General features: G+C 55.0%; 18 protein-coding genes. 11 read left to right on the plus strand and 7 right to left on the minus strand.

Annotated features, from left to right (window positions below):
• Positions 1-396, minus strand: a 396-nt coding sequence (locus C4318_07390) for a hypothetical protein (protein ID MER3454961.1), incomplete at its 3' end; no start/stop codon positions are given.
• Between the two features lie 114 nt (positions 397-510).
• Here C4318_07390 and C4318_07395 point away from each other — a divergent pair.
• On the plus strand, positions 511-2,475 hold the full coding sequence (locus C4318_07395; GenBank protein ID MER3454962.1) for a hypothetical protein: 1,965 nt from the start codon (positions 511-513) through the stop codon (positions 2,473-2,475).
• 150 nt (positions 2,476-2,625) lie between these two features.
• A complete protein-coding gene (gene metH / locus C4318_07400) occupies positions 2,626-6,081 on the plus strand; it encodes a methionine synthase (protein MER3454963.1) in 3,456 nt (1,151 codons plus the stop codon).
• 61 nt (positions 6,082-6,142) lie between these two features.
• On the opposite strand, the gene C4318_07405 is transcribed toward metH, so the two are convergent.
• The 4 genes from C4318_07405 to C4318_07420 are packed head-to-tail and all read right to left on the minus strand — an operon-like array spanning position 6,143 to position 9,530.
• Positions 6,143-7,300 carry a tRNA 2-thiouridine(34) synthase MnmA gene (locus tag C4318_07405; protein MER3454964.1) on the minus strand — a complete coding sequence of 386 codons (1,158 nt, stop codon included), beginning with the start codon at positions 7,298-7,300 and terminating at the stop codon, positions 6,143-6,145.
• Positions 7,301-7,335: 35 nt separating this feature from the next.
• Positions 7,336-8,541: a cysteine desulfurase NifS gene (locus tag C4318_07410; protein MER3454965.1), complete on the minus strand. Its 1,206-nt coding sequence runs from the start codon at positions 8,539-8,541 to the stop codon at positions 7,336-7,338.
• Positions 8,541-8,765, minus strand: coding sequence for a hypothetical protein (locus C4318_07415; GenBank protein MER3454966.1), 225 nt, complete (start codon positions 8,763-8,765; stop codon positions 8,541-8,543). The genes C4318_07410 and C4318_07415 overlap by 1 nt, the downstream gene beginning before the upstream one ends.
• Complete coding sequence (locus C4318_07420) at positions 8,766-9,530, minus strand: hypothetical protein (GenBank protein MER3454967.1); 765 nt, start codon at positions 9,528-9,530, stop codon at positions 8,766-8,768. It abuts the gene before it with no gap.
• Positions 9,531-9,737: 207 nt separating this feature from the next.
• Here C4318_07420 and C4318_07425 point away from each other — a divergent pair, with 207 nt between their 5' ends.
• The gene (locus C4318_07425; protein ID MER3454968.1) at positions 9,738-10,256 is read left to right on the plus strand and encodes a DNA mismatch repair protein MutT; all 519 of its coding nucleotides are present in this window, start codon (positions 9,738-9,740) and stop codon (positions 10,254-10,256) included.
• 122 nt (positions 10,257-10,378) lie between these two features.
• A complete protein-coding gene (locus tag C4318_07430; protein MER3454969.1) occupies positions 10,379-11,677 on the plus strand; it encodes a divalent cation transporter in 1,299 nt (432 codons plus the stop codon).
• Between the two features lie 11 nt (positions 11,678-11,688).
• Here the strand turns inward: C4318_07430 and C4318_07435 are convergent, their stop codons facing one another.
• Together C4318_07435 and C4318_07440 are read right to left on the minus strand one after the other, a co-directional pair.
• On the minus strand, positions 11,689-12,609 hold the full coding sequence (locus tag C4318_07435; protein MER3454970.1) for a cation transporter: 921 nt from the start codon (positions 12,607-12,609) through the stop codon (positions 11,689-11,691).
• Positions 12,606-12,830, minus strand: a complete 225-nt coding sequence (locus tag C4318_07440) for a hypothetical protein (protein MER3454971.1) — start codon at positions 12,828-12,830, stop codon at positions 12,606-12,608. Before C4318_07440 ends, C4318_07435 begins: the two co-directional genes overlap by 4 nt.
• 98 nt (positions 12,831-12,928) lie before the next feature.
• On the opposite strand from C4318_07440, the gene C4318_07445 reads away from it, so the two are divergent.
• From C4318_07445 to C4318_07475, 7 genes are all read left to right on the plus strand, one after another.
• The gene (locus C4318_07445; protein ID MER3454972.1) at positions 12,929-14,104 is read left to right on the plus strand and encodes a hypothetical protein; all 1,176 of its coding nucleotides are present in this window, start codon (positions 12,929-12,931) and stop codon (positions 14,102-14,104) included.
• Positions 14,101-14,844, plus strand: coding sequence for an SAM-dependent methyltransferase (locus C4318_07450; protein ID MER3454973.1), 744 nt, complete (start codon positions 14,101-14,103; stop codon positions 14,842-14,844). The genes C4318_07445 and C4318_07450 overlap by 4 nt, the downstream gene beginning before the upstream one ends.
• Positions 14,811-20,558 (plus strand): hypothetical protein, encoded by a 5,748-nt coding sequence (locus C4318_07455; GenBank protein MER3454974.1) that lies wholly within the window; start codon positions 14,811-14,813, stop codon positions 20,556-20,558. Before C4318_07450 ends, C4318_07455 begins: the two co-directional genes overlap by 34 nt.
• Positions 20,555-21,157 (plus strand): hypothetical protein, encoded by a 603-nt coding sequence (locus tag C4318_07460; GenBank protein MER3454975.1) that lies wholly within the window; start codon positions 20,555-20,557, stop codon positions 21,155-21,157. Before C4318_07455 ends, C4318_07460 begins: the two co-directional genes overlap by 4 nt.
• A gap of 57 nt (positions 21,158-21,214) precedes the next feature.
• Positions 21,215-22,282 carry a hypothetical protein gene (locus tag C4318_07465; protein ID MER3454976.1) on the plus strand — a complete coding sequence of 356 codons (1,068 nt, stop codon included), beginning with the start codon at positions 21,215-21,217 and terminating at the stop codon, positions 22,280-22,282.
• 4 nt (positions 22,283-22,286) lie between these two features.
• On the plus strand, positions 22,287-24,395 hold the full coding sequence (locus C4318_07470) for a hypothetical protein (protein ID MER3454977.1): 2,109 nt from the start codon (positions 22,287-22,289) through the stop codon (positions 24,393-24,395).
• Between the two features lie 68 nt (positions 24,396-24,463).
• Entirely contained in the window at positions 24,464-26,293 is a 1,830-nt protein-coding gene (locus tag C4318_07475) for a hypothetical protein (GenBank protein MER3454978.1), read from the plus strand.
• The last annotated feature ends 3 nt before the right edge of the window (positions 26,294-26,296 follow it).

Below are 26,296 nucleotides of genomic sequence, written 5' to 3' on the forward strand. Positions count from 1 at the left end.
AACGTATCGAAGCCTTGCGTCCAGGGAAGCTACTGGTTCCAAGCTGAGGTTGACTGCCTTGTAACCTCCTGCGTCGTCCGTAACAGCAATGAAGTGCACCTGGATGCCCGGCCTTAGAATGTCGCCTGGAAGCCCAGGAGAATCAGCGAGCTTGAAGGGAAGTATACGGCCTTCTCTAAGGCTGTAAAGAATACCCTGAGCCCTGTCGGGCTCATAGACGAGGATCTCGCCGAGCCTTGGCTTAGGCTCTTTGGTTTTGGGGACGGGGGATGAAATAGCGCACTCCTTTCCTTCCACAGAATCAAGCGAGAGACAAAGCACTCTGGCCGGGTTGCACTGTCTGGGCAATGCTGATTGCGAGTAGCAAACTTTACTTGTCTCAACAGCCCATGGCAAAGGTCTTTACTAGACACCCTCACGCGCCACGACCTCTTTGGCTACCTGGTACCTATAATTCAAAGTAAAATCCGAACAAGTGATCAAAAAGCTTGCCGACCCGAGGGATCGGTTATGAGCGAGCCTCAAGTTTCAGTCGACGACATCGGTGCTGCGCTGGCGCAGATGATACACGGGGTCAGCGAGCCTGTTCTCGACTGGCTGGTGTGCAATGCCCCGGTTATCTTCGCTCTGGTAGATCCTGATGGAATCTTCCGAATGGTTAGGGGCAGGGCGTTGAACGACATCAATGTCCGGCCTGAAGCGATCGTCGGCACCCACGTATCAGATTTCTTTTCCGCAAAAACAGATGTCGCTCAGCACCTCAGTAAATGTATGGCAGGAGAACGGTCTTGCTTTCAGACCGGAATCTGTGGCCGGGTATTCGAGTTCTGCTGTGAACCGATCAAAGACGATTCAGGTGCGGTCGTAGCAGTAGCGGCTGTCGGCACGGACATCACCGACCGGGTCAAAGCTACAGAGGCATTAGCTGCTGAAGAAGAACTTTTGAAAGCGACTATCGAGGCTGTCGGTGACGCAGTTATAGCAACAGATTCCTCGATGAAAATCGTGCTCTTCAACGAAGCCGCCCAACGGCTTACTGGATGGGACAAGCAATCCGCGATCGGACGGCAGCTGGGCGAGGTCGTGGTGTTCGAGACAAATGAAGGATCTTCAGGTGAAATCGACGTAACCACGCTAGCATCCAGTTCGATCGAGCGCGAGATATCTATAGATGTAGGGACCTGTCTACGTCTGCGTCGCAAGGACGGCTCGACTACCGAAGTAGCTGCCCATTACGCACCTATCAAAGCGGGAGAGGGACGCGTCTTCGGTGCTGTCTTGAGTATGCGAGACACTACAGAGGAAAGGCGTCGTGACGAAGAGCGGATCCGCCTCGAAAAACTCGAGTCTTTGGCCCTCATGGCTAGCGGGATCTCTCACGATTTCAACAACATGCTGGCCGCAATTCTTGCAAACCTCGGTCTGGCAAAGGAAAAGGCTGCCTATGGATCTGTGCTGGAGTTTCTAGAAGAGGCCGAAACCGCGGCGCTACAAGCCAGAGAGCTAACTAACCGTTTGGCTTCTTTCGCTAGACCCGCTCCACACGAGCCAAAAGCCGTGGATCTAAAGTCGGTGATAAGCCAGGCCGTTGCATTCGCGCTCGCTGGTAAGAACATCGAGCATGTCGTTCACATCTCGGACGATCTTTGGCCTGTTCTCGGAGACGAGAACCAACTGGTACAGGCCTTCAATAACCTGCTCTTGAACGCAGAACAGGCGATGCCCGGAGGCGGATGCATTACGGTGCGGGCAGAAAACTTAGTCGTAACCGAGGGGGATCCGACAGCGGGTCCTTACCTAGGAGGCGGCCGCTTTGTCAAGGTAATCGTAGAGGATCAGGGTGTAGGAATTCCCCCGGAGAATCTCGAGAAGGTATTCGATCCGTACTTCACGACAAAGCCAGCCGGAACAGGCCTAGGGCTATCCACGACGTTTTCAATCGTCCGGCGTCACGGCGGGCATATGAGCATATCTTCGACGTTGGGACAAGGTACGGTTGCATTGGTATACCTGCCCGCGGCGGACATAGAGGTTGTGCGAGTAGGCAAGGGCGAGCAAAAGGTAGCAGCATCGATCGCCGACGCTTCCGAGAGGAGCCTGCGAGTGTTGGTTATGGACGACGAGGCTGGCGTACGAAAGGTTGCAAAGCTCGCGCTGGAAGAGGCGGGGTGGGACGTCGAGGTTGCAGAAGATGCAATCCATGCGATAGAGAAGTTCAGGGAAGCTTTGGAGCAAAGGAAGCCATACGACGTTGTAGTGCTTGACTCGGTTATGCGTACAGGACTCGACGGATCGGCGACCTTAGCGGAGCTAAGAAAGCTCGACAGAGAGGTAAAGGCAATTGCCTTTTCGGGATACGTCGACGACACGATCGCCGAAGACTTCAAGAAAAAGGGATTCTCGGATGTCGTGGCCAAGCCGTTCAATCTCGCACAGCTGAGATTGGCTGTGGCGAGAGCGGCTGGCGGGAAGTGAAGTTAACGTTCTGCTCGGCGCGTTGTTGCAGAATGGCTCGCCGGTGATTGCATCTTTTTGCTTTATTCCCACAGCTCAATGGGTAGTGAAAATCGCATGCCTACGAAACGTCCGCTCCTAATCTTTCACGGTTAGCTATCTTCAGAAGCCATGAGTGATTTTCTGGAGTTGTGTCAAGAAAAAGTGGTCGTCTTCGACGGCGCTATGGGGACTCAAATCCAGGCTCGAGACCTAACCGCTGACGACTACTGGGGGCAAGAGGGCTTCAACGAAATTCTCAACCTGTCTCGCCCCGACATCATCGCTGAGATTCACGCTTCTTACTACGACGCTGGGGCAGACGCGGTTGAGACCAATACATTTGGGGCTTTTTCGGTGGTGCTAGCCGAATATGACGCCCAGGACAAGGTTTACGAAATTAACTACAACGCAGCCCGGCTCGCAAAAGATGTCGCGGCGTCCTACAGCGACAGACCCCGTTTCGTTACCGGATCTGTTGGACCCGGAACGAAGCTTCCTAGCCTGGGGCAGACAACATTCAAATTTCTAGAGAGTGCTTATGCGGATCAGATGTCAGCTCTTATCGAAGGAGGAGTTGATGCTCTCCATATAGAGACATGCCAGGACATCCTCCAGACCAAGGCCGCTATTGCCGGGGCAGAAGAGGCATTCCGCAGAACTGGTCGGCGGGTGCCGGTGATAGTACAAGTAACGATCGAGACCTCGGGGACGATGCTCTTGGGTACCGAGATGGCAGCGGCCATCGTTGCGCTCGAGCCCTACGACATTGATTGTTTGGGTCTAAACTGCGCGACCGGCCCGCAAGAGATGGTTGAGCATGTGCGTACCCTGTCCCGCATGAGCCCGAAGATGATAAGCGTTCTACCCAACGCGGGATTGCCCGAGCTCTCGGAGGACGGTCCTCGCTACCCGCTTTCGCCAGAAGAATTTGTCTCTTATCACGTTATGTTCGTGGAGGAGCTCGGTGTGAATGCAGTAGGTGGCTGCTGTGGAACGACTCCCGAGTTCATAAGGCTTTTATCCGAGGCTGTGGGAGACAAAACTCCATCGAGTCGCCATCCAGTCTTAGAGCCGTCGCTGTCGAGCTTGTATTCGGCTACTCCGATTCGTCAAGAAACCTCATTTTTGATTGTCGGGGAGCGGGCAAATGCCAACGGATCCAAGAAATTTCGAGAGGCCATGCTCGCGGAAGATTGGGACAGCTGTGTATCTATAGCAGTAGATCAGGTAAAAGAAGGGGCCCATGTAATCGATGTGTGCGTGGATTACGTAGGGCGTGACGGCGCATCCGACATGAGCGAGCTAGCCTCGAGGTTGGCCACCCAATCCACTATTCCGATCGTATTAGACTCGACAGAACCAGCTGTCATAGAGGCAGGACTTGAAAAGCTAGGCGGAAGGTCAGTTATAAACTCCATAAATCTTGAAGATGGCGAGAATAAGCTTGCCAAGCTATGTCCTCTAGCCAAGAAATTCGGAGCTGCCTGTATTGCGCTGCTCATTGACGAGGAAGGCCAGGCCCGAACGATCGAGTGGAAGCTTCGGGTGGCACATCGAATATTCGAGTTGGCGACAGAAAAGTATGGTCTTCGACCCCAAGACCTCATCTTTGATGCGCTTACATTTCCTCTCACTTCTGGGCAGGAAGACCTCAGAAAGGATGGTCTTTACACCATCGAAGCAATTCGTCGAATCAAGGATGAGCTGCCTGGGGTATATACCATTCTCGGGATTTCCAACTGCTCGTTTGGATTGGATCCGGTGGCTCGTCCAGTTCTCAACTCGGTCTTTTTGCACGAGGCTGTCCAGGCGGGATTAGATGCGGCTATTGTTCACGCCGGAAAAATCCTTCCCTTGAGTCAAATTTCCGAGGAGCAGATTGAGGTTGCCAAGGACCTGATCTACGATCGTAGAAGAGATGGATACGACCCACTTCAAAAGTTCATGGCCTTGTTCGAGGGGCAACAAGAGGTAATTGAAAAGAAAGAGGACCTCAAATCTCTTCCCATTGAAGAAAGGCTAAAGCGTCGAATTATCGATGGAAATCGCCAGGGACTGGAGTCAGATTTAGACGAAGCTCTTCAGCGCTATGATCCGTTGCGAATTATCAACGAATTTCTTCTCGAGGGCATGAAAGTAGTGGGGGATCTATTCGGGGAAGGAAAGATGCAACTTCCTTTCGTTCTGCAGTCAGCCGAGTGTATGAAGCGCGCTGTGGCCTATCTAGAGCCTCATATGGAAAGGGTTGATGGACAAAGCAAAGGCAAGGTGGTATTGGCCACGGTAAAAGGCGATGTTCACGACATAGGCAAAAATTTGGTGGACATCATTCTTTCCAACAACGGTTACGAGACTGTCAACTTAGGAATCAAAGTTCCAGTCTCGGAGATGGTCAAGGCTATGAAGGAACATAATGCCGACGTTTTGGGAATGTCGGGGCTACTCGTAAAGTCTACTCAGGTCATGAAAGAGAATCTCGAAGAGTTGAATCGCCTGGGACTTACCGAGTGGCCTGTGATTCTGGGAGGCGCAGCCCTAACTCGCAGTTATGTAGAGGCGGACTTGCGAAAAGTTTATAAAGGTCGCCTCTTTTATGGAAAGGATGCTTTTGAGGGATTGCACACCGTCGAAAAGCTTATCGAAGGTAAACGCTCGGGCAATTTGCCGGAAGATTTTGGGAGGGTGCCCACGACCCGAGTCTCGACCCTTCGGGAGACTGTGCTAAAAGGAGAAGGAGGCCCCGAGACTAAAGAGCGCACAAGATCCGATGTCTCGACAACTGTGGACATTCCCACCCCACCACACTTGGGCTCCAGGATTGTGAAAGGACTTAGTCTTGACGAGATTGCTAATTATTTAAACCGCACGGCACTATTCAGGAACCAGTGGCAGTTCAGAAGGGGATCTAGGTCGGAGGAAGAGTACAAAAAACTCATCGAAGAAGTCGCAGAACCTGCTCTTCGATCCTGGCTCGATAGGGCCAAGAAAGAGAAGCTTCTCGTGCCACAGGTCGTATACGGCTACTGGCCTGCCAACTCAGAAGGGAACGAGCTAATCGTGTACGATCCGACCGCTCCAGGCAAGGAGCTGGTGCGGTTCGAGTTTCCTCGCCAGCCCTCCGAGCGGCGACTTTGTCTCGCCGATTTTTTCAGACCTGTAGTCTCCGGCGACCTCGACTATGTCGGGTTTTTTATAGCCACGATGGGGCCAAGGGCCACCGAAAAAGCCCACGAACTTTTCGAGTCGGGAGAGTTTCGCGACTACCTTTTCTTGCACGGTCTCTCGGTAGAAATGACGGAGGCTCTCGCGGAGTACTGGCACAAGCGTATGCGGGAGGAATGGGGGATAGCTGGAGAAGATTCTAGCGATTTAGCCGGTATCTTCAAGCAAGGATACAGGGGATCGAGGTACTCGTTTGGCTATCCAGCGTGTCCAAACCTGGAGGATCAGCATAAGCTATTCCAGCTGCTCGAGCCGGGGCGGATAGGCGTGGAGCTGTCGGAGGAGTACCAACTCCAGCCCGAGCAGTCGGTCTCCGCTGTAGTGGTGCACCATCCGGAGGCAAAGTACTTCATTATTAGATAGTGATTAGATAGTGCAGCCAGTTCCTAGGAGTAAACGAGATCCGTCGCCGGCTTGCCAATAGCTACGACTGTAGGTAGATATCACTTTCTTGGTGCTCTTCGGTAATCACTCCTCCGCCCAATACCTCGTCCCCGTCGTATGCGACTGCAATTTGGCCAGGGGCTGGTGCCCATACGGGCTGCTGGAATTCGACACGCACCTCGCTTTCGCCAGTAACGACGATCGACGCCTTGACGGCGGGAGCGTTGTACCTGATTTGGACTTCGGCCGAAATTCGAGATTTAGGCGGGCTGGCCGATATCCAGTTGAAATCGGTTACGGTGATCGTCTTCTCGTAAACGTCTTCTTTGGGCGCGACGACGGCTATTCTTTTATCTGGCAGAATCTTCTTTACGTACATACGCGATCCCCGCGAGACCCCCAAGCCTCTCCGTTGGCCAACTGTAAGGGTGGCCAGAACCGTTTGCCCTAGATCGTTTCCATGCTGGTCGACCAAGGTTAAGTACTTGGACTTTCCTGCTCTCTCCGATACGAACTCGCTAACGCTTCTGGATCCAACGAAGCAGATGTCCTGGCTCTCTGGCTTCGAGGCAGTCCTTAGCCCTAAACTAGCGGCTATAGAGCGAACCTCTGCCTTGGTCAGTTCGCCGATAGGCAATAGCAGCTTCGAGAGCGATTCCTGGTCGAGCATGTATAGGACATAGCTCTGATCTTTGAACTTGTCTTTTCCTCTTAGCAGCTGGTACCGATCTGCATTTGTGCCTGTGTCGTAGTCGGACTCTGCCCTTTGTTGGGAACACTTACCCTCAATACTTCGTCGGCTAGTGTGTCGCACCCGAGCATGGTGGCCGGTTGCCAGCAGGTCACATCCCAGGTGGGTAGCTTTTTCCAATAGCATTGAAAACTTGATGGCGCGATTGCACTCCACACAAGGATTGGGCGTAAGTCCCTTCGAATACGCTTCCACGAAGGGATCTACGACTGCGCGCGTGAAGGGATCAACAAAGTCGAACACGTAGTAGTCGATCCCGAGCTGTGAAGCTACCCGCCGGGCGTCGGCGGCATCAGCGGCCGTGCAGCATCCCGTTTCCGCAAACTCTCCAGCCCCTCCCCATAGCTTGAGAGTAACGCCAACTACTTCGTAGCCGGCTTGACTCAGCAGTGCTGCTGCGACAGACGAGTCGACACCACCGCTCATTGCGACCATCACACGCCTCATGTCGAGGTTGATTGCCTCCTCTTGTCCTGTTGCAGCTATCGGGCTACCTTAGCTCTGGGTATGGGAGCCTTTTGCATGGCAGGGGGCTCTTTACCGCTCAACAAGCTCGCAGCCTCCGCCAGGGCATCGGCGGCTGCCTTGACGTCCTCTAAAGTGCTAGTGTGTCCGAACGAAATGCGCAGGGTGCATCGTGCTAGTTCGGGAGCGAGGCCCATTGCCAAGAGAACGTGAGACGGCTGGGCTGTACCCGAGGTACAAGCAGATCCGGTTGAGGCGTACACACCTTTGCGGTCTAGCAAAACTAGGATGTCCTCGGCCAACACTCCCGGAAGCGTTACGTTCAAGATGTTGGGCAAGCGTTCTACTGTGGAGGCGTTTATCAATGCTTCAGGGTAGATGTCTAAGATTTGCGACTCTAAAAGATCCCTGAGGAAGGCAGCTTGGCGAAGGAAATCGGCGCGCCGAGCTGCTGCCAGCTGCGCAGCAACTCCGAATGCGGCTATCGCTGCTACATTTTGAGTGCCACCCCGCCTCCCTAGCTCTTGGCCACCGCCATGAGCGATTTTCTCGATTCGCACGCCATCCCTTAGCACGACAGCTCCCGCGCCCTGAGTCCCGCCGATCTTGTGGGCACTCAGACTCAAAGCATCGACTCCAAGATCTCCGAGGGCGATCTGCCGACTGCTGAAGGCTTGGCAGGCGTCAGAGTGAATTACGGCTCTGGGGGCTCGCTCACGGACGACCTCGGCTATGAGCGGGATGGGCTGTATTGCACCGGTTTCATTATTGGCCGTCATAATCGAGACCAATCCAGTGGACTCAGTTAGGCTGTTCGCCAGCTTTGCTACGTCGACTACGCCGTCTGGCCCGACAGGCGCGAGTTCTACTCGGAACCCCTGAGTACTGAGCCACTTGGCTGAGTCGAGCACAGCGTGGTGTTCGATCGAGGAAACGATGATGTGATCGAGTCCTTCGTCTCGCTTCGCAAAAGCGATCCCTTTGATTGCGAGATTGTCCGCTTCGGTCCCCCCGGAGGTAAAAATCACTCCGGATGGTGACGCTTTACACTCCGCAGATATGCGTTCTCTTGCCTCCTCAAGGAGTGAGGCGGCCGCCCTGGCTCGTCTATGCAAGCCCGATGGGTTGCCGGGAAAAGCCATTGTAAGTTCGGCTGCGACTGCTGCTGCTTGTTCGAAGGGAGGCGTTCCGGCGGCGTGATCCAGGTAGTGTTCTGATGCCATCACCCGCTGGGTCTCCCCGGAGCAAAAAAATTCCTCCCAACCACCAGATAGATCATGCCTCCAAGAACGGGCAGCGCGGTCGTAAGCGTTACCCACACTGCTTTGTTTGCAGATGCAAATCTGGAACTGTCTGCCAACGCCGTATCCACTATCGACCAGATCCAGAACCACACGCCGATCAAGGCCACGACTGCGCTGTATACGGTCTTGACCTCGGGGCTCATTTATCCTTTCGCACCTGGTCTAAAACTCCCTTCGTTTGGAATCGTTCCCCAAACACTTGCTTCGAACCGTTCGGGAGCTTCGATCATTGGGTACCATCCGGTCCCTTCGATTTCTACTATCTCCGACCTGTGCACTTCGTTTTTTATGATTCGGAGTGAGAACGCGCACTTGGAGCGAACGCGCTGCCCGACCACGACCCGGACTGGAACCGATACGTCGCTCAAGCGGGATGTCCACTCGCTCCAATTTGCCACATGGGTTCGCATTCTTATCCCAATGGTTTTCGTACCTGGTAAGGCGAGGTAATTTCGAAGGGACGAGTAACGCAGCGCCTCGTTCCGTCCGCGTGCCGCTCGGGCTATCCGCCAAAACCGCAATCTAGCGTCGAGGCTGATTCGCAGTCCTGAAAGATACTGCCCAATTCGAGTGTTGTTGGAGGCCAGTCTGGCCTGCTCGACGGTGCGAAAACTCGATGCGATGCCCCCCGCGGGGGATCTCCCTAAAAGTTCTGGATTCACCAGCACCAGGGTCGTTACCTTTTCGGGTCTGAGGAGTGCTAAGGCAACTGCGAGGCCAGAAGCATCTCGGTGCGCACAAATCCTGGCAGGCTCTTGTACAAGCTTGTCCAAGAACCTGACTCCGTATCTTACGTAGTCCACCGGGCGGTACTGTATCGAAGGCCTGTCCGACTCGCCAGAGCCCACGTGGTCGAACGCAACAACACGGCCGAGTTTTTCGGAATTCCTGAGCTGGAACGCGAACACGAGCGAGTTTTCTTGCAGGGCCGGTACCAGTACTGTAAGGGGTCCTGAACCGGCGGCTCGGTAAGCGATGTAAGTTCCCCCCAGAACTAAATGGCTTGCATCGCCGAAAGTAATTCGGGAGTGACTGGCTCGGTTAGGATTCATTGTGTCGATTCGAGACGGGCAATCATGCAAGTAATCCGGTATCAGGCCGGACGGAGGTAAGCGTTGTCATCGTATCAGAACCGATACTGGCGCCATCTCATGGTCTCCGCTGCGCTTCTCGAATCCGATAATCGGGTGCTTCTCGTTGAGAACCTGAGGCCGTGGAGAGGGAAGAGCGAGTGGACGGTACCAGCAGGCATCCTTGACCCAGACGAGACTCTCGTTGACACGGCCCAAAGAGAGGTGGAAGAAGAAACAGGTTTGAAGGTGACCGAGTGGGAAGGTCTGGCTTATGTGGTACACCGGATTTTCGTCCCAATCAAGCTTCAATTGGCCGTATATGTGTTCTCAGCTGCATCTTTCGAGGGAGAGTTGAGATTGGCGGATCCCGATGGCGTGGTTGTTGATGCGGTGTGGGCTAGTCGAGAGCAAATCCTGGAGTTGATGGACTCCAACGTGTTGTCCGATCCTCTGCTCGAGTGGCTTGAGGGGCCTAGAATTACCAGGTTCTACGAGTATAGAGAGACTACACCAGACGCCGGTGACCTCCTTCGGGCTCTCAGCTCGCGTTCTATGGATTGATTACGACATTACTCAGATTGGGTCCGGTGGGTTTCTGACCGGACGAGGAGTGCTGGCTCTGATACTCTTCGCCCGGCGATTATCGCCCAAATCCGGGCTCCCGAATCTTTTGGAGCAGGGTAGTGCGGCGCGGATGGACGAAGAATCTACCCCTAATACCTGCTTCGGCGCGGTCGTTTCTGCGGCCGCTAAGGGCGCTCGCGTCCTTAGCTGGATCGATCACAGCTCTTGTACAACGCGAGTCTCGCTCTCTCGCACAGGGATTTGCGGCTAACCTAGCATCCTCGCTCGGTGATCTCTTTGCCGGTGCCGTCCTTGGATCGATTACTGGCAGACTAGAGGCTCTACCGGGGCTGTTGATCCTCATCCCTCCTGCTATCGGAATGCGAGGAAACATCTTTGCCGCTATGGGATCTCGCCTCGGGACAGCACTTCACTTAGGAGCCTTCGAACCCGCATTGAGACGCGGGGCAGTTCTGGGTGACAACGTATCAGCTGCCACAGTGAATACTCTTGTCCTGAGCGTCGCAATGGCTCCTATGGCCAGGATTGCATGTGTGGCGTTTGGGGTAACCGCCATCTCCACTGTGGACTTTATGGTGATCAGCGTCGTGGGTGGAGTATTAGCATCAGCTGTACTCCTCGTTATAACCGTGTTTATAGCGATCGTGTCCGCCCGGAAAGGCTGGGATCTCGATTACGTATCCCCCCCGCTTGTAACGTTCATTGGCGACGTAGTCACGCTTCCGTCGCTAGTAGTAGCCTCGTACTTGGCTCGAATTCCCTATGTCACTCCGTTGGTGGCGACAGCTGTGCTTTTCAGTGCATGCGCAGTCGTGGCATGGGAGCTGTCGCATGGTAATGCTAGAGCGCGTCGAATAGTTAAAGAATCCATTCCTGTTTTGGTTTTGGCTGCCATCGTGGACATCGTTGCTGGCGTAACACTCGACAAAAGAGTCGAGACTTTCTTGGTTTTCCCGGCGTTTTTAGTTATGCTCCCAGCTTTTCTGGAAGATTCGGGATCCTTGGGCTCGATGCTGGCGGCGAGGCTGTCATCCCGTCTCCACGCCGGAATCATTTCACCGAGTCCATATCCCCTCGAAGCTCTCCCTGAATTCGCATTGCTTTTCATCTTGTCTATTCCTGTATACCTGATTCTCGGAGTCTCCTCATCCGTCGTATCGGCGGTCATCGGCGCAGAGAGCCCTGGAGTACTGGCAATGCTCGGGATCACCTTGGGCGCAGGATTATTGGCGACTATCTTTGCAGCGGTGGTCGCCTACTACGGAGCGATAGCCTCGTATCGCATAGGTCTGGACCCTGATAACCACGGCACCCCTTTGGTCACATCTAGCATGGATGTGGCGGCATCGGTTGCTCTCATTGTCGTCCTGGCCCTAGCGGGCTATGCACGGCTTTGATGACATACCGCCTATTCGGCCGCTTTCGACGCCGGGCTAGGCTGTTCTTCGCAAGGGTGGCACTCTACCTCCAGGGTGGAGTGGCGGATTCCAAACCGCTCGGCAAGCAGACTACTCAACCGGTTTCTTTCGTTTTGAGCTTCGTGAAGGCTCACATCTCCGGATAAAACCACATGTCCAGAGAGGGCGGGATTGTCACTCGAGAGGTTCCAGATGTGAACGTGGTGGACAGAGGTGACAGCCGGTTGACTGCGGATGAAATCTTCGACCTCCGTGACGTCGATATGCCGTGGTGCTCCCTCCAAGAGCACGTGTGTAACCTCCCATAGGATGCGGCCTGCTGCCAGACACATAACTAACGCAATGAGTAATGCGAGTGCCGCATCGAGCCTATAGATTCGCCATAGAGAGATTGCGACACCGGAGATGACAGTCACCGTTGAAAAGGCTACGTCAGCCAAGAGGTTTAGCGCGGCTGCCTTCATATTCAAATCAATCCGCCGACCACTCACTACTACCACGGCACTGCTGGCATTTACTACCACCCCGATAGCCGCGGTTACAGCAACGACTAGACCTGGAACTGGGGGTGGCTCGAAAAGGCGCCGAATCGCTTCTGCACCTATGAGTGCTGCAGCGCCAACCAAGAGAAGGGAATTGACCTGCGCACCGAGCACCTCTGTGCGCTGAAAGCCGTAGGTCAGCTTACGCGTAGGTGGTTTTGCTGAAAATTTTACGGCCAGGAGGGCAATCCCTAATGCGATCACGTCGGAGGTGTTGTGAGCGGCGTCCGAGACCAGGGCCAGTGATCTAGATGCAAAACCCACGGTTGCTTCTGCTGCAGCGAAGGCAGCGTTTATGGCGAGTGCGAGGACAAGAGCTCTGAGTTTTGCGTGGTCTAGTTCAGACTCGGAGGAGACGCTGGGTTTCATCCATCTCTCGACCGCCGTTCCACGAGCTTGGTGTCCACTCTCAAGACAGCAACAAGAAGGCCCCACAACCCTGCAGCGCTTACGCTTAGGAGACCGGCCAGGGAGAGAGCCCGGCCGGAAGCTACCCCAACCGCCTGCAGGGTCGCGTAAGCCACTACCATTAAGACGAGTGGCACAAAAAATAAGAGAGCCACTGTCCCTGCGATTACGGGAATGCGCACTGACCAGTCCCCTCCATCGGCTGTCGGAGATGCATGTGTTAGGTTACGATCTTGCATGCTCAGAGCCTCAAAGTAGAACGTCTCGATGAGGTCAGAATATGAAATCGCCGCGTGTTTTGCGGTGGCAAAAACAGAGTCAGCACCGGCATGCGCAGCTTAGGGAGGGAACAAACTTGAGAATTACGCATCCTGTAACCCTCCTCAACACAGCGCGCGCCTCGGCGACCTCCAATGACCATCGCTCGTCCCGGTTGAGCGATGTTTGCGAATGCTCGGCCAGAAGTGATCTAAGCGTAATAGTTCCAGCGTTCAATGAAGAAAAAACGTTACAGAAAACGCTTCCGAGCGCGATAGAGGTTGCTTCGTCTCACGGCAGCTGCGAGCTGATTGTAGTAGACGATGGCTCAACCGACGACACGCTGAGGGTGGCTGGCCGGATTTTAGAGAATTTTCCCCGAAGTGAGCTGATATGGCATCCCCACAACCGTGGAAAAGGAGCTGCGGTCAAAAGCGGGGTGACACGGGCCCGAGGCAAAACAATCGTATTCGTCGATGCAGATTTAGCCCCCGACCTTCGCACGGGCTTGGATCGGGCCATAAAAGAGCTAGAGTCGGCGGATGTGGCTATAGCATCAAGAGCTCTACCGGATTCGGAAGTCGTGGGCGCTACCGTGTCGAGACGAGCGCTGGGCCTTGGTTTCAGAACGCTCAGGAGAATGTTGTTTGATTTGGAGGTAGCGGACACGCAATGCGGACTAAAGGCCTTCAGAGCAGGTCCGGCCAAAGTACTGTTCCATTCGCTGAGATCTACAGGATTTGTTTTCGATGTAGAACTGTTGCTTACAGCCCGCTGGTTAGGTTTGGATGTCGCAGAGTTCCCTGTTAGGTGGGTTGCGTATGGAGCTTCTGCTGTCAATCCCATAGTTGACAGCGCAATGATGGCGGCTGGACTCTTAAGATTGCGTTTCCGGTCCCAAGTTCCTCCGCCGGTTCCTTGCGTGGAGTTCTTTGGACGTCAACTTGATTTCTCCCATAGATCGCGCTTAGTGAAGGTCCTACGCCACGGGGATCTTGTGGTTCATAGGGAAGACCGCATCGCAATTTTGCTCTTTTGTTCCCCTCTGGAGGCGGCAAGGGCTGTGGCAGGCAGGATCCCACACTTGTTCGACCTTGAGGATGCGTTAGTTTCATCCATTCCGGGTGACGAGGCTCTCCGCCTCGCCCGAGAGGCATTCAATTCGGTGCGGGACGACGTCCAGTTTGTTTTCGCATGATCGGAAAATCGAGGTCTTTACCACGACGGAGCCTTCGGCGGTCGCTCCGGCTTTTTTGCGGCTTTTTGGCCGAGCGGAGCGACCCCGAAACCTTCTATACAGCTTTGGCAGAGGACACTTGCGAAATTCTCTCAGCCTTCGTGGACTTTTCAAGGAGTTCGGTCCTGGACATCGGAGGCGGGCCCGGCTACTTCGCAGAAGCCGCATCGAAACGGGGGGCGAGGACGATTACAGTTGACTGCTCGGTCCAAGAGCTCTCGCTCCATGGTCGACAGCCTAATTTGGCGGTGTTGGGAGACGGCATTGCGCTTCCTATAAAGGATGATAGTTTCGACCTGGTCCACACTTCGAACGTATTGGAGCATGTGCCGTCAGTCTCTGACTTCTTGGACGAGACGATCCGTGTGACCAAAAGCTCTGGAATCATCTTCGTTTCTTTTACAGTGTGGCTTTCTCTTTGGGGTGGGCACGAAACATCGCCGTGGCATCTTCTGGGAGGTGAGAGAGCAGCCAGACGTTATCACCGAAAACACGGGAAACCTCCCAAGAACCGTTTTCAAGAGAGTTTGTTTCCTGTGTACATTTCGGATTTCGAGAGACTCGTAAAGAACCGGCCTAACGTCTCGATACTGGAGTCCTTTCCCCGCTACTACCCGCACTGGGCGTCATTCCTGGCTCGACTACCACTTATGCGAGAGTTCGCCACTTGGAACTACGCAGCGATTCTCTCGAAGGCATAAAGGGCAAGGTCGCCTTTTGGCTTGGCGCTGTTGCCTTCTCGGCATCGTCTTTTGTTGCGCTATCGATCACTTCCAGATTCGTGCCTGAGGGGACGGTTGCGGGAATCTCGGCCATCTTGGCCCTGTCTCTGGTTGTTGCAGTGGTGCCTGGCTATGTACAGATTGACCGAGCGGCAAGAGCCTCTGATGTCCGCTCGGCAACAGCGAGCTTGTCGGTGGAGCCGTCTTCTTTTGAGATCGGATACGCGGCACTGGCATTGTTCATCGCTGCGCTTGCCTCTGTGGTAACAGCTCGGATCCTCAACCTCGACTATGTGGGCACTTTTGCGGTGGCACTTCAGTTTTTCCCGGCCCTAAAGCTCTCCTCATATAGGGGATTGCTCATGGGATCGGAGAGTTTCGGAGCGCTTGGCATGTCCTACGCCACGGAAGCAACGGTCAGGTTAGCTGTGTCGCCAGCGCTTGGCATCCCGTTGAAAGAGGGCGGTTTTGGGGCAGGACTCCTGTTAGGCACCTTGGTATCTCTCGTTGTCACGAAGCATCTTTGTACCCGAAGCGGAAATTTTGAGACAGCGGCAAGCGAACCTGACTCGAGAGGAAACAGCCGCCGTTCGGGGGCGATTCCGTCTCTCGCCGCTGGCTCAGTTGCCATTGCTAGCGCACTTGTTCTTGCTAATGCCGATCTGCTGACCATTTCGGCCAGGCTCTCGCCACACGAGGCTGACAGGTTTGCCGCAGCTTCCATTCCCGCCAAGGGAGTTTTTTTGGCTCTGTTCGTAGGAGGATGGATGTTCTTTGGAAGAGTGCGGCGAAGCGGCGATGCATCAGAAGCTGTGCGACTGGGTGTTATAACGGCTGGTTGCGGGGTTGTTCTGAGCGCATGCGCTGTAGCAGCCTCTCCGCTTGCCTTTTTCGCTCTTTCCAAGCCCCGCGAATCTATCTGGCTCGTCGCTGTGGTGTGTATGGCTATGGCATTGGCATCTGGGACGTGGACCCTTACCAACCTTTCGCTTTCGCTAAATGGCGCTTATACATGGGCCCCTCCACTTTTTGGGATCGGGATCTGGGCATTGGCCAGTTCGTCAGCGCACACGTCGGTTGATCTCGCAGTCTCGCTGTTGGCAGCTAACTACGTAGCGTTCGTTTTGGCGAGTATATATACCTCCCGTCTCCGAACAACATCGCGGCCGCACTTTGAGCATTGTTCAAAGAAAAAGCGGATGGGAGTTGCAAAAAAAATCCGCTCTGTAGCGAGCCAATTTGCCAAAAGAGTTGGCATGGATCCTCTCTTGGGGTATGTCTCGCTCGTTGCCATCGCTGGTGTGTGTTTCGCTCAGCAGCCGGGCAAGATCGTCTCTGACACGAAAATCGATATGGCCATCGACCCACTCTTTTTCCTCCGAAGGGCTTATGACATGTGGGAGCCCCTCGGTTACTTCGGGCACGTTCAGAACCAGTCGTATGGCTACTTGTTCCCAATGGGTCCTTACTTTGTGGCCGCTAAGTACTTTTCGCTTCCAATGTGGATTGCACAGCGCGTTTGGATCTTCGGGGTGGCGGCCACGGCGTTCACCGGTGTTTGCTTTCTAGCAGCTCGTCTCGGAATCGGGACACCTCGCACCCGCATTGCAGCAGCGGGTTTTTATGTAACAGCCCCAATTTATGCCTCCCTCGTGGCCTTTACATCTGCTGCCGTCCTTCCCGGCTCATTACTCCCATGGATGATTGGAGCTTTGGTGCCGAGAGATCGCCGTTGGACACCCCTGGTCGGAGCTTTGCGCTCATCCGCTGCTTACGCTTTGGCAGGGGCTGTTAACGCCGCGGCGACTCTTGCCGTTTTACCGGCTGTAGCGGTGTATTTGATCACGACCAAGCTCTCGGCATATCGCGCAGGGCACAACCGCTCCCGCCCACTCTCTAGCCCCAAGCTGCAATTGATAGCTGCCACAGCGGTCTTATATGCCCTCGCTTCGGTCTGGTGGTCGATTCCTTTGATCCTTTTGAGGACGTATGGATTCAATTTTCTCCAGTACACGGAGTCCGCCGTGGCGGCTGCTTCGACTCAGTCTCTATTCGAGTCAATGCGTGGGAGTGGGTACTGGCTAGCGTACTTGAATCTTCGCCGACCGTGGCTTCCAGGTGGATGGGAGTACGTCTCCTCCCCTGTTCTGGTAGTCGCCAGCGGTACTGCGGTAGCCGTTGGCCTCGCAGGTTTGGCTTTTCTAGGAGCGAGGAAGCGGTTGTTTCCCGCTGTTTTGTTTTTGCTAGGCGTGGCTGCGAGTGCCGGACCCTACTGGTTCTCCGGCGCAGGCATTTTTCACAAGGCGATTCTCGCGATGTTGGGAGGACCTCTGGGGGCATTACGAAACGTCTCAAAGTTCGAGTTCCTGGTTACTCTCCCGCTCTCGCTAGGGTTGGCGCACTTTGCCCCTGCTCTCAGGGTGTTGTCCATTGGACACTCATCCGGCCAAAAGCGGGTTCTTGCAGCCTTATCGATGGTGGCCGTGGGGGTCAGCATTTTGATGATGACTATCCCTGCGATACGGGGACAGCTGGCGACCCGGGGCGGGTTCGAGGCAGTGCCTCAGTACTGGCTAGACGCCGCCAGATGGCTAAACGATCACTCGGGGCATGATCGGGTGGCGGTGATTCCGGGTGCTCCGTTTGGGGAGTACCAGTGGGGGAGACCGTTAGATGAAGTACTACAGCCGCTCTCTCATGTGCCTTGGGCGGTCCGTAGTTTGATTCCTCTCGGAGGAACTGGAAGTACGAGGCTGTTGGACGCAGTGGAAAACCATCTCCTAGGCCAGGTACCCTCGCCGGGACTGGCTCCTGCTCTTACTTCTGCTGGGATAAGGTATTTGGTCGTCAGGAACGATCTCGACTGGCGTGCCTCGGGAGCACCGAGGCCATTGCAGGTCAAGAAAACCTTGGAGGCTTCTGGCGGATTCGTAGAGGTTGCAGCGTTTGGAATTCCCGAGAAGAAAGATCCCTCTTCCGCCCCGCAGAGCGAGTCTACAGCTGTCGATGTCGTCGAAGACCTCGGCGTCAGCCAAGAGGAGGCGAACCTTCCCAAGGTCGTTGTCTACGAGGTTTCAGGAAGTGAGCGGCCGGTCTCGCCTGTCGGCACGGTAGAAATTAGCGACATAGCGATTGTCTCGGGCGGACCGGAGAGCCGCATAACTCTGGACGAAACCAAACAGCTTCAAGGCACCCCCTTTGTGCTTGCATCCGACGAAAAGACGCTGTTGGCTCTCGAAGACGTCGCAGGCCACATCTCGCACGCGGTGCGCACCGACGATTTGCGGAGACGGGACCACGATTATGGTTTGGTTCACTACAACTACTCCTACACCCTGGGGCCTAGCGAGAGACCCACGGGGATGGGAGCTCAGTCGGGCCTGAATGAAGTCGCCGAGGGGGTATCGCGGGGAGGCGAGACCCCCCGCGAGATTTTGCCGCCTACGTCCGACACACATAAGACCACCCGTCATTTCGAAGGAGCGGCCTCGATTACGGCGTCTTCCTACAGTTCGTGGCTCGTTCAATTGCCGGAGCTGCGTCCTTATGCTGCGTTTGACGGGGACCCTAGAACTGCGTGGGTCACCGGTGCTCCGGGTCGCTCCAAAGGCGAGTGGATACAAATCGAATTTGATGAGCCTAAATCATTGCAAGGCATCACAATAACGCCACTTCTCGATGGCCCCTTCAGGCCAGCGATCAGGGCTGTCAAGGTAGAGACCGACTCGGGCTCATCCGTATCCCGTCTAGAACCTTCCGAAGTTGCCCAGCCTGTACAGGTACCGCCGGGTTCGACGCGCCGGCTCCGAATTCTGCTATGGGATGTGGAGGGAGAGGAAAATGTGGGCTTGTCGGGCGCAGGGATACGAGAGATTCACATTCCAGGAGTGTCGGTGCAGGAGGTTCTAGATGTCCCTTCGGATTCTGCTGCGGGGCTCGAATACGTCGTGCTCTCTCGATCTCGTCTGCACCCGTCTTTGATCGGTCGATCTGATGAAGAGCCCATCTTGAGGCGCTCGTTCTCTATGAGCTCAGAGGGCACCTACACTATCGAAGGATTGGTTGTTCCCCTTCCCGGTGACGAGCTCGACAAACTGATTGCGGTAAGAGGACCGGTGAACATCTCCGCTAGTTCTACCATGAACGGACTTCCCGAGTTCAGGGCCTCCAACCTTCTAGATGGAGACACCGCTACTATTTGGGCGGCCTCACTACCTACAGTTTTGCCCAATCCGCTCGGTTTGTGGGAGGGTCCTAAGGCTTACACTGGTGCTCAAACTAAGCCACCAACCTACGAGGGGATTCAGGGAAGGCGCGATCCCTCGCCTAGTCTGGTTCTAGATTTCGGTCACCCTATCACCCTCGGAGAGCTTCGAGTTGTGACTACTACTGCAGGTCCCGTGTCGCCGCCTCGTAGCCTCCGCATTGTCGGCGAGCACGACGTAGTAGAGGGCGATCTTGTATCGGACGGGTGGGTAAGGTTCCCTCCTCTAACCACTCGAATTCTGCGGATCGAGTTTCCCTCTATACGGGTAAGGATGTCGGTCGACTCCATGACTGGAATCGCGACTCCACTTCCTGTGGGGTTTTCAGATCTCCAAATTCCGGCTCTCGGAGACGTCAAGTACTCAGTGCCGCTTCCTTCGGAGGAGTTTGTGCTCCCATGCGGATTGGGGCCGCCGGTGGTTGTCGATGGAGAGCTCTTCGACACCGAAGTTCACGGAAAGATCTCAGATCTCATCTTTATGCGCCCCTTTTCCTTTCGTGCCTGCCGCTCCTGGGTCGTACAGGATAATGGTCGCTCACACCGTATCGAGGAGACCGAAGGCTCAAGACCGTTCGCTCTCTCTCAGGTTAGAGTTGTTCGCATCGACCGAGAACCCCCCGATCAATGGAGCAAAAGGCGAGATTTCCATGAGGTCTCGGCCAAGGCCGAGCTTCTTTCGCGGCGCGAGGTATCTGTCGAGGAGTGGGGGCCCCGGAAACGGCGATTGTGGATCGAACCGGGGCCAGAGAGAATCTTGTATATCAACGAGAACGCAAACATCGGATGGAAAGCCAATCTGGGCAGTTTTGAGCTGAAGCAGGTGACGCTGGACGGATGGAAGCAGGGGTTTTTGCTTCCGGAAGGGGTTGGGGGAGAGGTGCAGCTCATATATAAACCAGGACGACTCCACAGCCTTTCACTAATCATTGGCCTTTCGCTAGTGGCGCTTGTGATAACTGCAGCGATCTTGATCGGCGCGTTCTTGTACACTAATCGCTGGCAGGTCGAGGGGTCTCGACTGTATGCCTATGGACAGATGAGAGCTAGCGCCAGCAATCTGTGGATGATGGTCGGAGTGGGTGGCGTGTGTCTCGTTGCCGCGGCAGTTAGCGCTCCTCTCGTTCCTATTGCGCTCGTTATAGCCGCAGGAGTTTGGGCACGACGCCGTCTGCTTTCGTACTTGAGATTGGGTATAAGTTGTGCTGTCATTTCCGCCATTGCCTTCGCCGCAGCGACCACTTGTGCTGCACTGGGGGTTCCAGCCACTCCCGCCCAAACCAAAGGACCATTTGGGATTTGGGCACAGCTAGCGGCAGGGGTGGCGATGATCTTTGCGCTGCTTCCGGCTGCATGTTTGGCTTTGCCCTGGCGGACACCGAGGTTACTTCTCGACGGTGTCCCTGATCGATTGCGTCAAACAAAATGAACCCGTTACGAATCGAGAGAGCTGCTGCGCGGACGATTGTCATCTTTCTTGCAATAGAGGCTACTGCATCCCCTGCAGCGGCTCACGCCTTTGGCTCATCGAGGACACCCGCTTGGGGGATTGCAGTGGTTTTGGGAGGCCTCGTTTCATCACTAGCCGGCATTGGTCTATCGGCGAGAGGGCGCAGAAAGCTGGGCTTGGGAGCATTCGCGGCAGGCGCCGCACTTCTTAGCGTCGCTATGACCGGTTTCTCGCTCGACACCGGCTCTTGGACGTCTCCGGCTCAGGTAAAGATCGTAGAGCCGATGTGGGGATCCAAAGTCAATAGCCCGGTGAAACTTCGCGTAAATCTGGTCAACGGGACACTCGTTCCTCTCGACAGAAGCTCGGGCCCGCCCACAGAAGGCCACCTCCATGTCTACGCAAACGGGAGGGCAGTAGGAATGTTCGTTGACTTGGAAGAGGATCTTCAGCTCCCGCCTGGGCGTTACGTGCTGCAAGTAGAGTTCGTGGGTGCCGATCATCACTCATTCTCGCCCCCTGTAGCAGACACCGTCGAAATCGAAGTGCTTCCTAACAAGGCTCAGGACGAGAGATAGCATGTGTGGGATCGACCGACGTTCTTTGTTTCCACTTAGGTAAGGGAGTATCTTTGCATGTGCCGAGGCCCATCCGAGAGTCATCGAAAGTACCTTAGACTGTGCGTGGGGATCTGGGGATTTGCGACAGGCTTTTTGTTTCTAGCAGCACTGCTATTTTTCAACACGCCGGACGCGTTGGCTCACAGGGGTGGGAAAGCTATCCCCAAGATTCAAATTCAGTCGGTTCCAGTCGATCCCCAAGGTGGGCTAACCCACGAGATCACGGTGACGATTGTCGATGCAGACAGCGGCGCGCCGGTTTCGGGAGCCAACGTCACAGTTGAGGCCGAAATGACGGTGCCGCACGAGATGAAGACGCTTCCTTTGTTGCTATCGGAGCGCGACTCTTTGGGGGTTTACATTGGTACTCTGAGATACCCGATGCCTGCTGAGTGGACATTGCGGGCTATCGTCGAAGGCGAGAAAGTTCAGCAAGCCACTGCCGAGACACTAGTCTCTGTTAAGCTGACCTCAAAAGCAACGCCATCCTCTTCTACAGAACAACGGGAGACATCTCCTGGTTCTGGAAGAGCATCTGTCGTAGTTAGAGGAAGCTTATCCACCTCCGACGCACGTCCTGTGTCGCTGCTGGTACTTCACTCGATCTTCGCCATAGCGTGGGCAGCATCTACTCTATTGCTTGCTTTAGGGGCCGGCCGTGCGACCTCACAGTGGTTCTCCCCACAGGCTCGCCGCAGAATACTAGAAAGAGGTAGTGCTGTTCGCAAAACAGCGTTCGCAGCCGGGGTTCTTTTGGTGATGACGGGTGTCGCCAATGGGTTTTACGCCGCGCCGTTTAGGCTCTCACCCACCCCGTCTAGCATCCGGGAAGGTATGGGGTATCCGTTCGGCTCCCTCTATCTACTCATCCTGGCCGGGAAAATAATTGTGCTGGCGGCATTGGTTCGCTTGAATTGGATTCCGGCGCTTCCCAAAGGCGAATCCTCCGAATTTTCCAGGCTACACTCCGCGGCCAGAGTAGCCCTCGCGGCCGATTTAGTGCTGTTTCCGCTCCTACTGGTGTTAATAACTCTGCTAAGGTACGTACACGTACTTGTGCACGTATCCCTGGCGGTGCAGTGATGGAATGGCCGACACCGTGTTGTCCTCGGCTGACGAGGGTAATTCTGACCCCTACGTATCGACTCATTCGCAGCGTCGCAAGCTCGCTCTACTCGGCGCGCTGGTTGCGGCGGGATATCTAGTACCCACGGTAATCGCTGGCCCTTCTTTGGCCGGAAGGGTCGTCGACTCATCGATAATGGCTGCTACCGCGGCGCTCTCTTTCGTTCTCGCCACCAAGGCATCGTTTCGCGCTCACCAGGCAGTTCGGATGCTTTGGATGTCGTTTGCTGTGGGGGTAGGGTTCTATGCGGTGGTGTTCGGACTCCAAGCAGCTAGGTTTGGCGGCTGCGAGTGGTGTACGACGGCAGCTGCTGGGATTGGGGTGGCTGCGTGGATGTCGTTAAGCCTAGTTCTGTGGGGAGCGCTGCGCCTCGCGTACAGGGAAGCCGATTGTAGGCTGTGGACAATCGAGGTGCTCGACGCAGCTGTAGTGTTCATCAGTGCCGCGGCGTTGCTGGGTCTTCTCGTCGAGTTCGGAAAGGTATTGGTTCCTCGTCCCGTGGCCAGTGTGGAGTTTGTCGAGTTCGTGGGCATTCTTCTTTTAATCGTGGGAGCAATGTTCAATCTCAGATCAGTTTCGGTAGATCTGAAGGGCTACAAGACTCTGCAAGGACTTTTTCTTTTAGGGGTAGTGTGCTGGGTCTTGGCGCGAAGCTGGAATGCTTTAGCAGCGGAAGGGGTTCGTTGGCTCGTCTTTGCAGCGTCAAGGGCCACAGTGGTTTTTTGTGCCATTCTTATCCCTTCTTATGCTGTAGCGCCGGGAGCGAAGCTCGAGATTCTGAACGTTCGCCGCCCCGAAGATCGGCCCATTACCGATGTTAGCCTAGCTGTTGGCTCCCTAGCCCTAGCCGCGGTGGTTATTCATTTTTCTGCTGGTTCCGAAAGCTTGCTTTTCAATGCTTTCTTACCTGTTTTGGCCTTCGTGTCTCTTTTGCTAGTTGTGCGCTTGGCTCTGAGCTCGGAGCACCACCGCCGCCTTGAAGATCTGATAAGAGAGTCGAGTACGCGTTTTGAGGAGCTAGTAGAAGGCGCACAGCAGGGAATTCTCGAGGTGGCAGCCGACGGCACCGTCGGCTACTGCAACGAAGCGACCGCTCGAATTCTCGGGGTTTCTCGCTCGGAGTTGATGGGCCGCAGCCTCTCGGGGATCGTCAAGGTGATTGACACTTACCCTAGGTCGGAAGAGGATGTTCTCGTTTCCCCTTTGGCAAAAGAATCGAAGGTAGCTCTAGGTTCCCGTTTAGCGAGAGGCGGCAGGGCTGTTGGGCAAGTGATGCGCTCGGACGGGCTTCGGCGCTATGTAGAACTAGCTCCCTCTAGCGGGATGGTGTGGCCCCTTAGGGTCCTGTTGCGAGACATAACATTCGAAGTCGAACAGCGTTTGCGCGTCCAACGACTTATAAGAGACTTGCGTAATAAGGATATGGAGCGATCCGCTCTCATGCGAGACATGCTCGAGACAGCTGAGTCCGAGCGGTATTTGTTAGGATCCCAGCTCCACGACGGTCCAGTCCAGCACCTGACTCTGCTGGCCCTAAAGACTGACCTTCTCCGCAAGAAGGCGGCGCGCGGAGCTTACGACGAAGTTGTCTCGGAGATCTGTCGGATAGGGCCCGAAATAAAGTCACAAGCCAAATATCTCGTCGACCTTTCGAATGCCTTAAGCCCGGTTGTACGGCCAGATGTCCATCTCGAGCTCGCTCTCGAAGGAATGATGCACAGTATTTTCGAGTCTCCCCCTGGATACGAGCCCACGCGCTGGAAGCTCTCCACTGTAGAAGGGGTGTCTTCCAGTCTCACTCCTTCAGTCAAGATTGCGTTGTACCGCTGTATTCAAGCGATCGCTCTCGATGGAAGAATCGCTGGGGCCCGCCGTGCCCATTTCGAGCTTGGAATTGAAGGCGGTGCAGTAAAAGCAAAGGTTGTGACGGATGCGCCGCTCGACTCTGCGCGTCCTCGGGGAGTAGCCAGGGCTAAGGTCTGGGTGTCCCGAATGGGTGGTACTTTTTCCGAAGGCCGAAATGGCGGGCTGTACGAGGCGGAGATCCGGATCCCCTCGACCAAGGAGTAGTTGATGAGACGTCCAATGTAGAGGCAGACAGAGGGCGCTGTTGGTAAGCACAAGGGAGCGTTTCGAGCATGAGTAGCGTAGATGCCCTATTAGCCGGCGAGGTGGTCGGCAAGGAGCCCTCATCGTCTGCTGGGGCGCGTCTGATTTGGAGATCAGTAAAAGCAAGGCGAAGGCTGCTAGTTCCAGGCATATTGGTGGCGGGATGCTACACGGGATTTCGCGTGGCCGTTCCCCTCCTCCTTAGGACTTTGGTGAATGTCGCTTCTTCTGGTGGCTCCCGCCTTCTTGTGCGTACAACCCTGCTTGCTGGCGCAGTTCTTGCAGCAGGCTTAGCGCAGTCGGTCTTTGCGGGGCTGCGCCGATACAGCGCAATTCGACTCGCGATAAGGATTCAAGCGGACCTCCGTCAAAGGCTTTTCGAACACTTTCAGCGTCTTTCGTTTGCCTTTCATGACGCAGCTAACACCGGACAGTTGATGGCGAGGGCAAACAGCGATGTCGAGCAAGTTCAAAACTTAGTTGTATATATCCCGCTGACATTTGCCAATATCTTGACGTTTCTCTTTGCTCTGGGATTCTTGTTATGGATCCATCCGTTCCTGGCACTCTCAGCAGCCCTAGTTCTTCCGCTCATTAGTTGGTCCGCTCAGGCCTTGGCAAAGCGCCTGACCCCCGTTGCGACAGATCTCCAGCAAAGGCTAGCTGATCTCACCCAGATAGTTGAGGAATCTTTTAGAGGAATTCGCGTCATAAAAGCGTTTGGCAAAGAAGAGTTGTGGCAGCGGCGTTTTACCGAGATTGCTTCTAGAACTAAACACTCGGCGCTTGAGGCGGCTTCAATCAGAGCCAAGTACTCACCGATGACAGCGGTGTTCTCTTCTCTTGCCATCGTGGTCGTGATGCTAGTGGGTGGAGTAGGACTGTCGCTTGGCAAGATTTCCATGGGCGACTTGCTCGCGGCGATGTTTTTCGTCCAGTTCCTCTCGTGGCCGCTTCAGCTGATGGGGGATTTGGCAGCACAGGCACAACGCACGTTTGTGGCAGCCGGGAGAATTGCTCAGATTCTGGAAACGGAGTCTCACATTGTGGTAAAGCCCAATGCCATATCGCCGCCAAGACGAGGCGGTGAAGTCGTGTTCGACTCGGTGTGGTTTGAGTACATAAAAGGCAAACCCGTCCTCAAAAACGTGTCGTTTCGCATCGCTCCGGGAGAAGCCGTCGCCTTCGTGGGTCCAACTGGATCGGGTAAATCTACCGTGGCGGCTTTGATCCCCCGCTTTTATGACGCCAGTGCAGGAAGAGTGATGGTCGATGGAGTAGATGTGAAGGATTACGACCTTAAAGCCCTGCGCTCGAGGATAGCCCTTGTTTTCGAGGACAGTTTCCTTTTCACCGATACGGTTTTCGAAAACATTGCATATGGAAATTCAGATGCCACCGATGAAGACGTAAAGCGCGCCGCCCGTGTAGCACAGGCAGACGAGTTCATAGAGAAATTGCCTGAAGGCTATTTGACTGTGGTAGGTGAGCAGGGTCTGACTCTCTCGGGGGGCCAGAGGCAACGCATAGCTGTGGCCCGAGCCTTGCTATCGGATCCCGAAATAATGATTTTGGACGCTGCCACAGCCGCCGTGGACGCGAAAGTCGAAGAGGAACTTGTCGGTGCGTTGGAAAGGGCAATTGCGGGTCGCACGGCCATTATTGTGACGGACCGTCCTGCCACTATCCGTCTGGCGGAAAGGATCTTTTATATGGAATCAGGAGAGATCGTGGCAGAGGGTACGCACGAGTTTCTTCTCGAGAACGTGCCTTCGTACCGAGCGATGATAAACGCCGGATCGGAAGCTGAGGCTGGAGCAGGCGAACAAGATTTACGTATAAGAGATAGCTCGACGTAACGA

The organism is Acidimicrobiia bacterium, assembly GCA_040289475.1.
GTDB lineage: Bacteria > Actinomycetota > Acidimicrobiia > ATN3 > PSLF01 > PSLF01.

Coding starts and splice junctions, on each gene's coding strand:
- C4318_07395 (MER3454962.1), top strand. CDS start 511: ATGAGCGAGCCTCAAGTTTCAGTCGACGACATCGGTGCTGCGCTGGCG.
- metH (MER3454963.1), top strand. CDS start 2,626: ATGAGTGATTTTCTGGAGTTGTGTCAAGAAAAAGTGGTCGTCTTCGAC.
- C4318_07405 (MER3454964.1), bottom strand. CDS start 7,300: ATGAGGCGTGTGATGGTCGCAATGAGCGGTGGTGTCGACTCGTCTGTC.
- C4318_07410 (MER3454965.1), bottom strand. CDS start 8,541: ATGGCATCAGAACACTACCTGGATCACGCCGCCGGAACGCCTCCCTTC.
- C4318_07415 (MER3454966.1), bottom strand. CDS start 8,765: ATGAGCCCCGAGGTCAAGACCGTATACAGCGCAGTCGTGGCCTTGATC.
- C4318_07435 (MER3454970.1), bottom strand. CDS start 12,609: ATGAAACCCAGCGTCTCCTCCGAGTCTGAACTAGACCACGCAAAACTC.
- C4318_07445 (MER3454972.1), top strand. CDS start 12,929: ATGAAATCGCCGCGTGTTTTGCGGTGGCAAAAACAGAGTCAGCACCGG.
- C4318_07450 (MER3454973.1), top strand. CDS start 14,101: ATGATCGGAAAATCGAGGTCTTTACCACGACGGAGCCTTCGGCGGTCG.
- C4318_07460 (MER3454975.1), top strand. CDS start 20,555: ATGAACCCGTTACGAATCGAGAGAGCTGCTGCGCGGACGATTGTCATC.
- C4318_07465 (MER3454976.1), top strand. CDS start 21,215: ATGTGCCGAGGCCCATCCGAGAGTCATCGAAAGTACCTTAGACTGTGC.
- C4318_07470 (MER3454977.1), top strand. CDS start 22,287: ATGGCCGACACCGTGTTGTCCTCGGCTGACGAGGGTAATTCTGACCCC.
- C4318_07475 (MER3454978.1), top strand. CDS start 24,464: ATGAGTAGCGTAGATGCCCTATTAGCCGGCGAGGTGGTCGGCAAGGAG.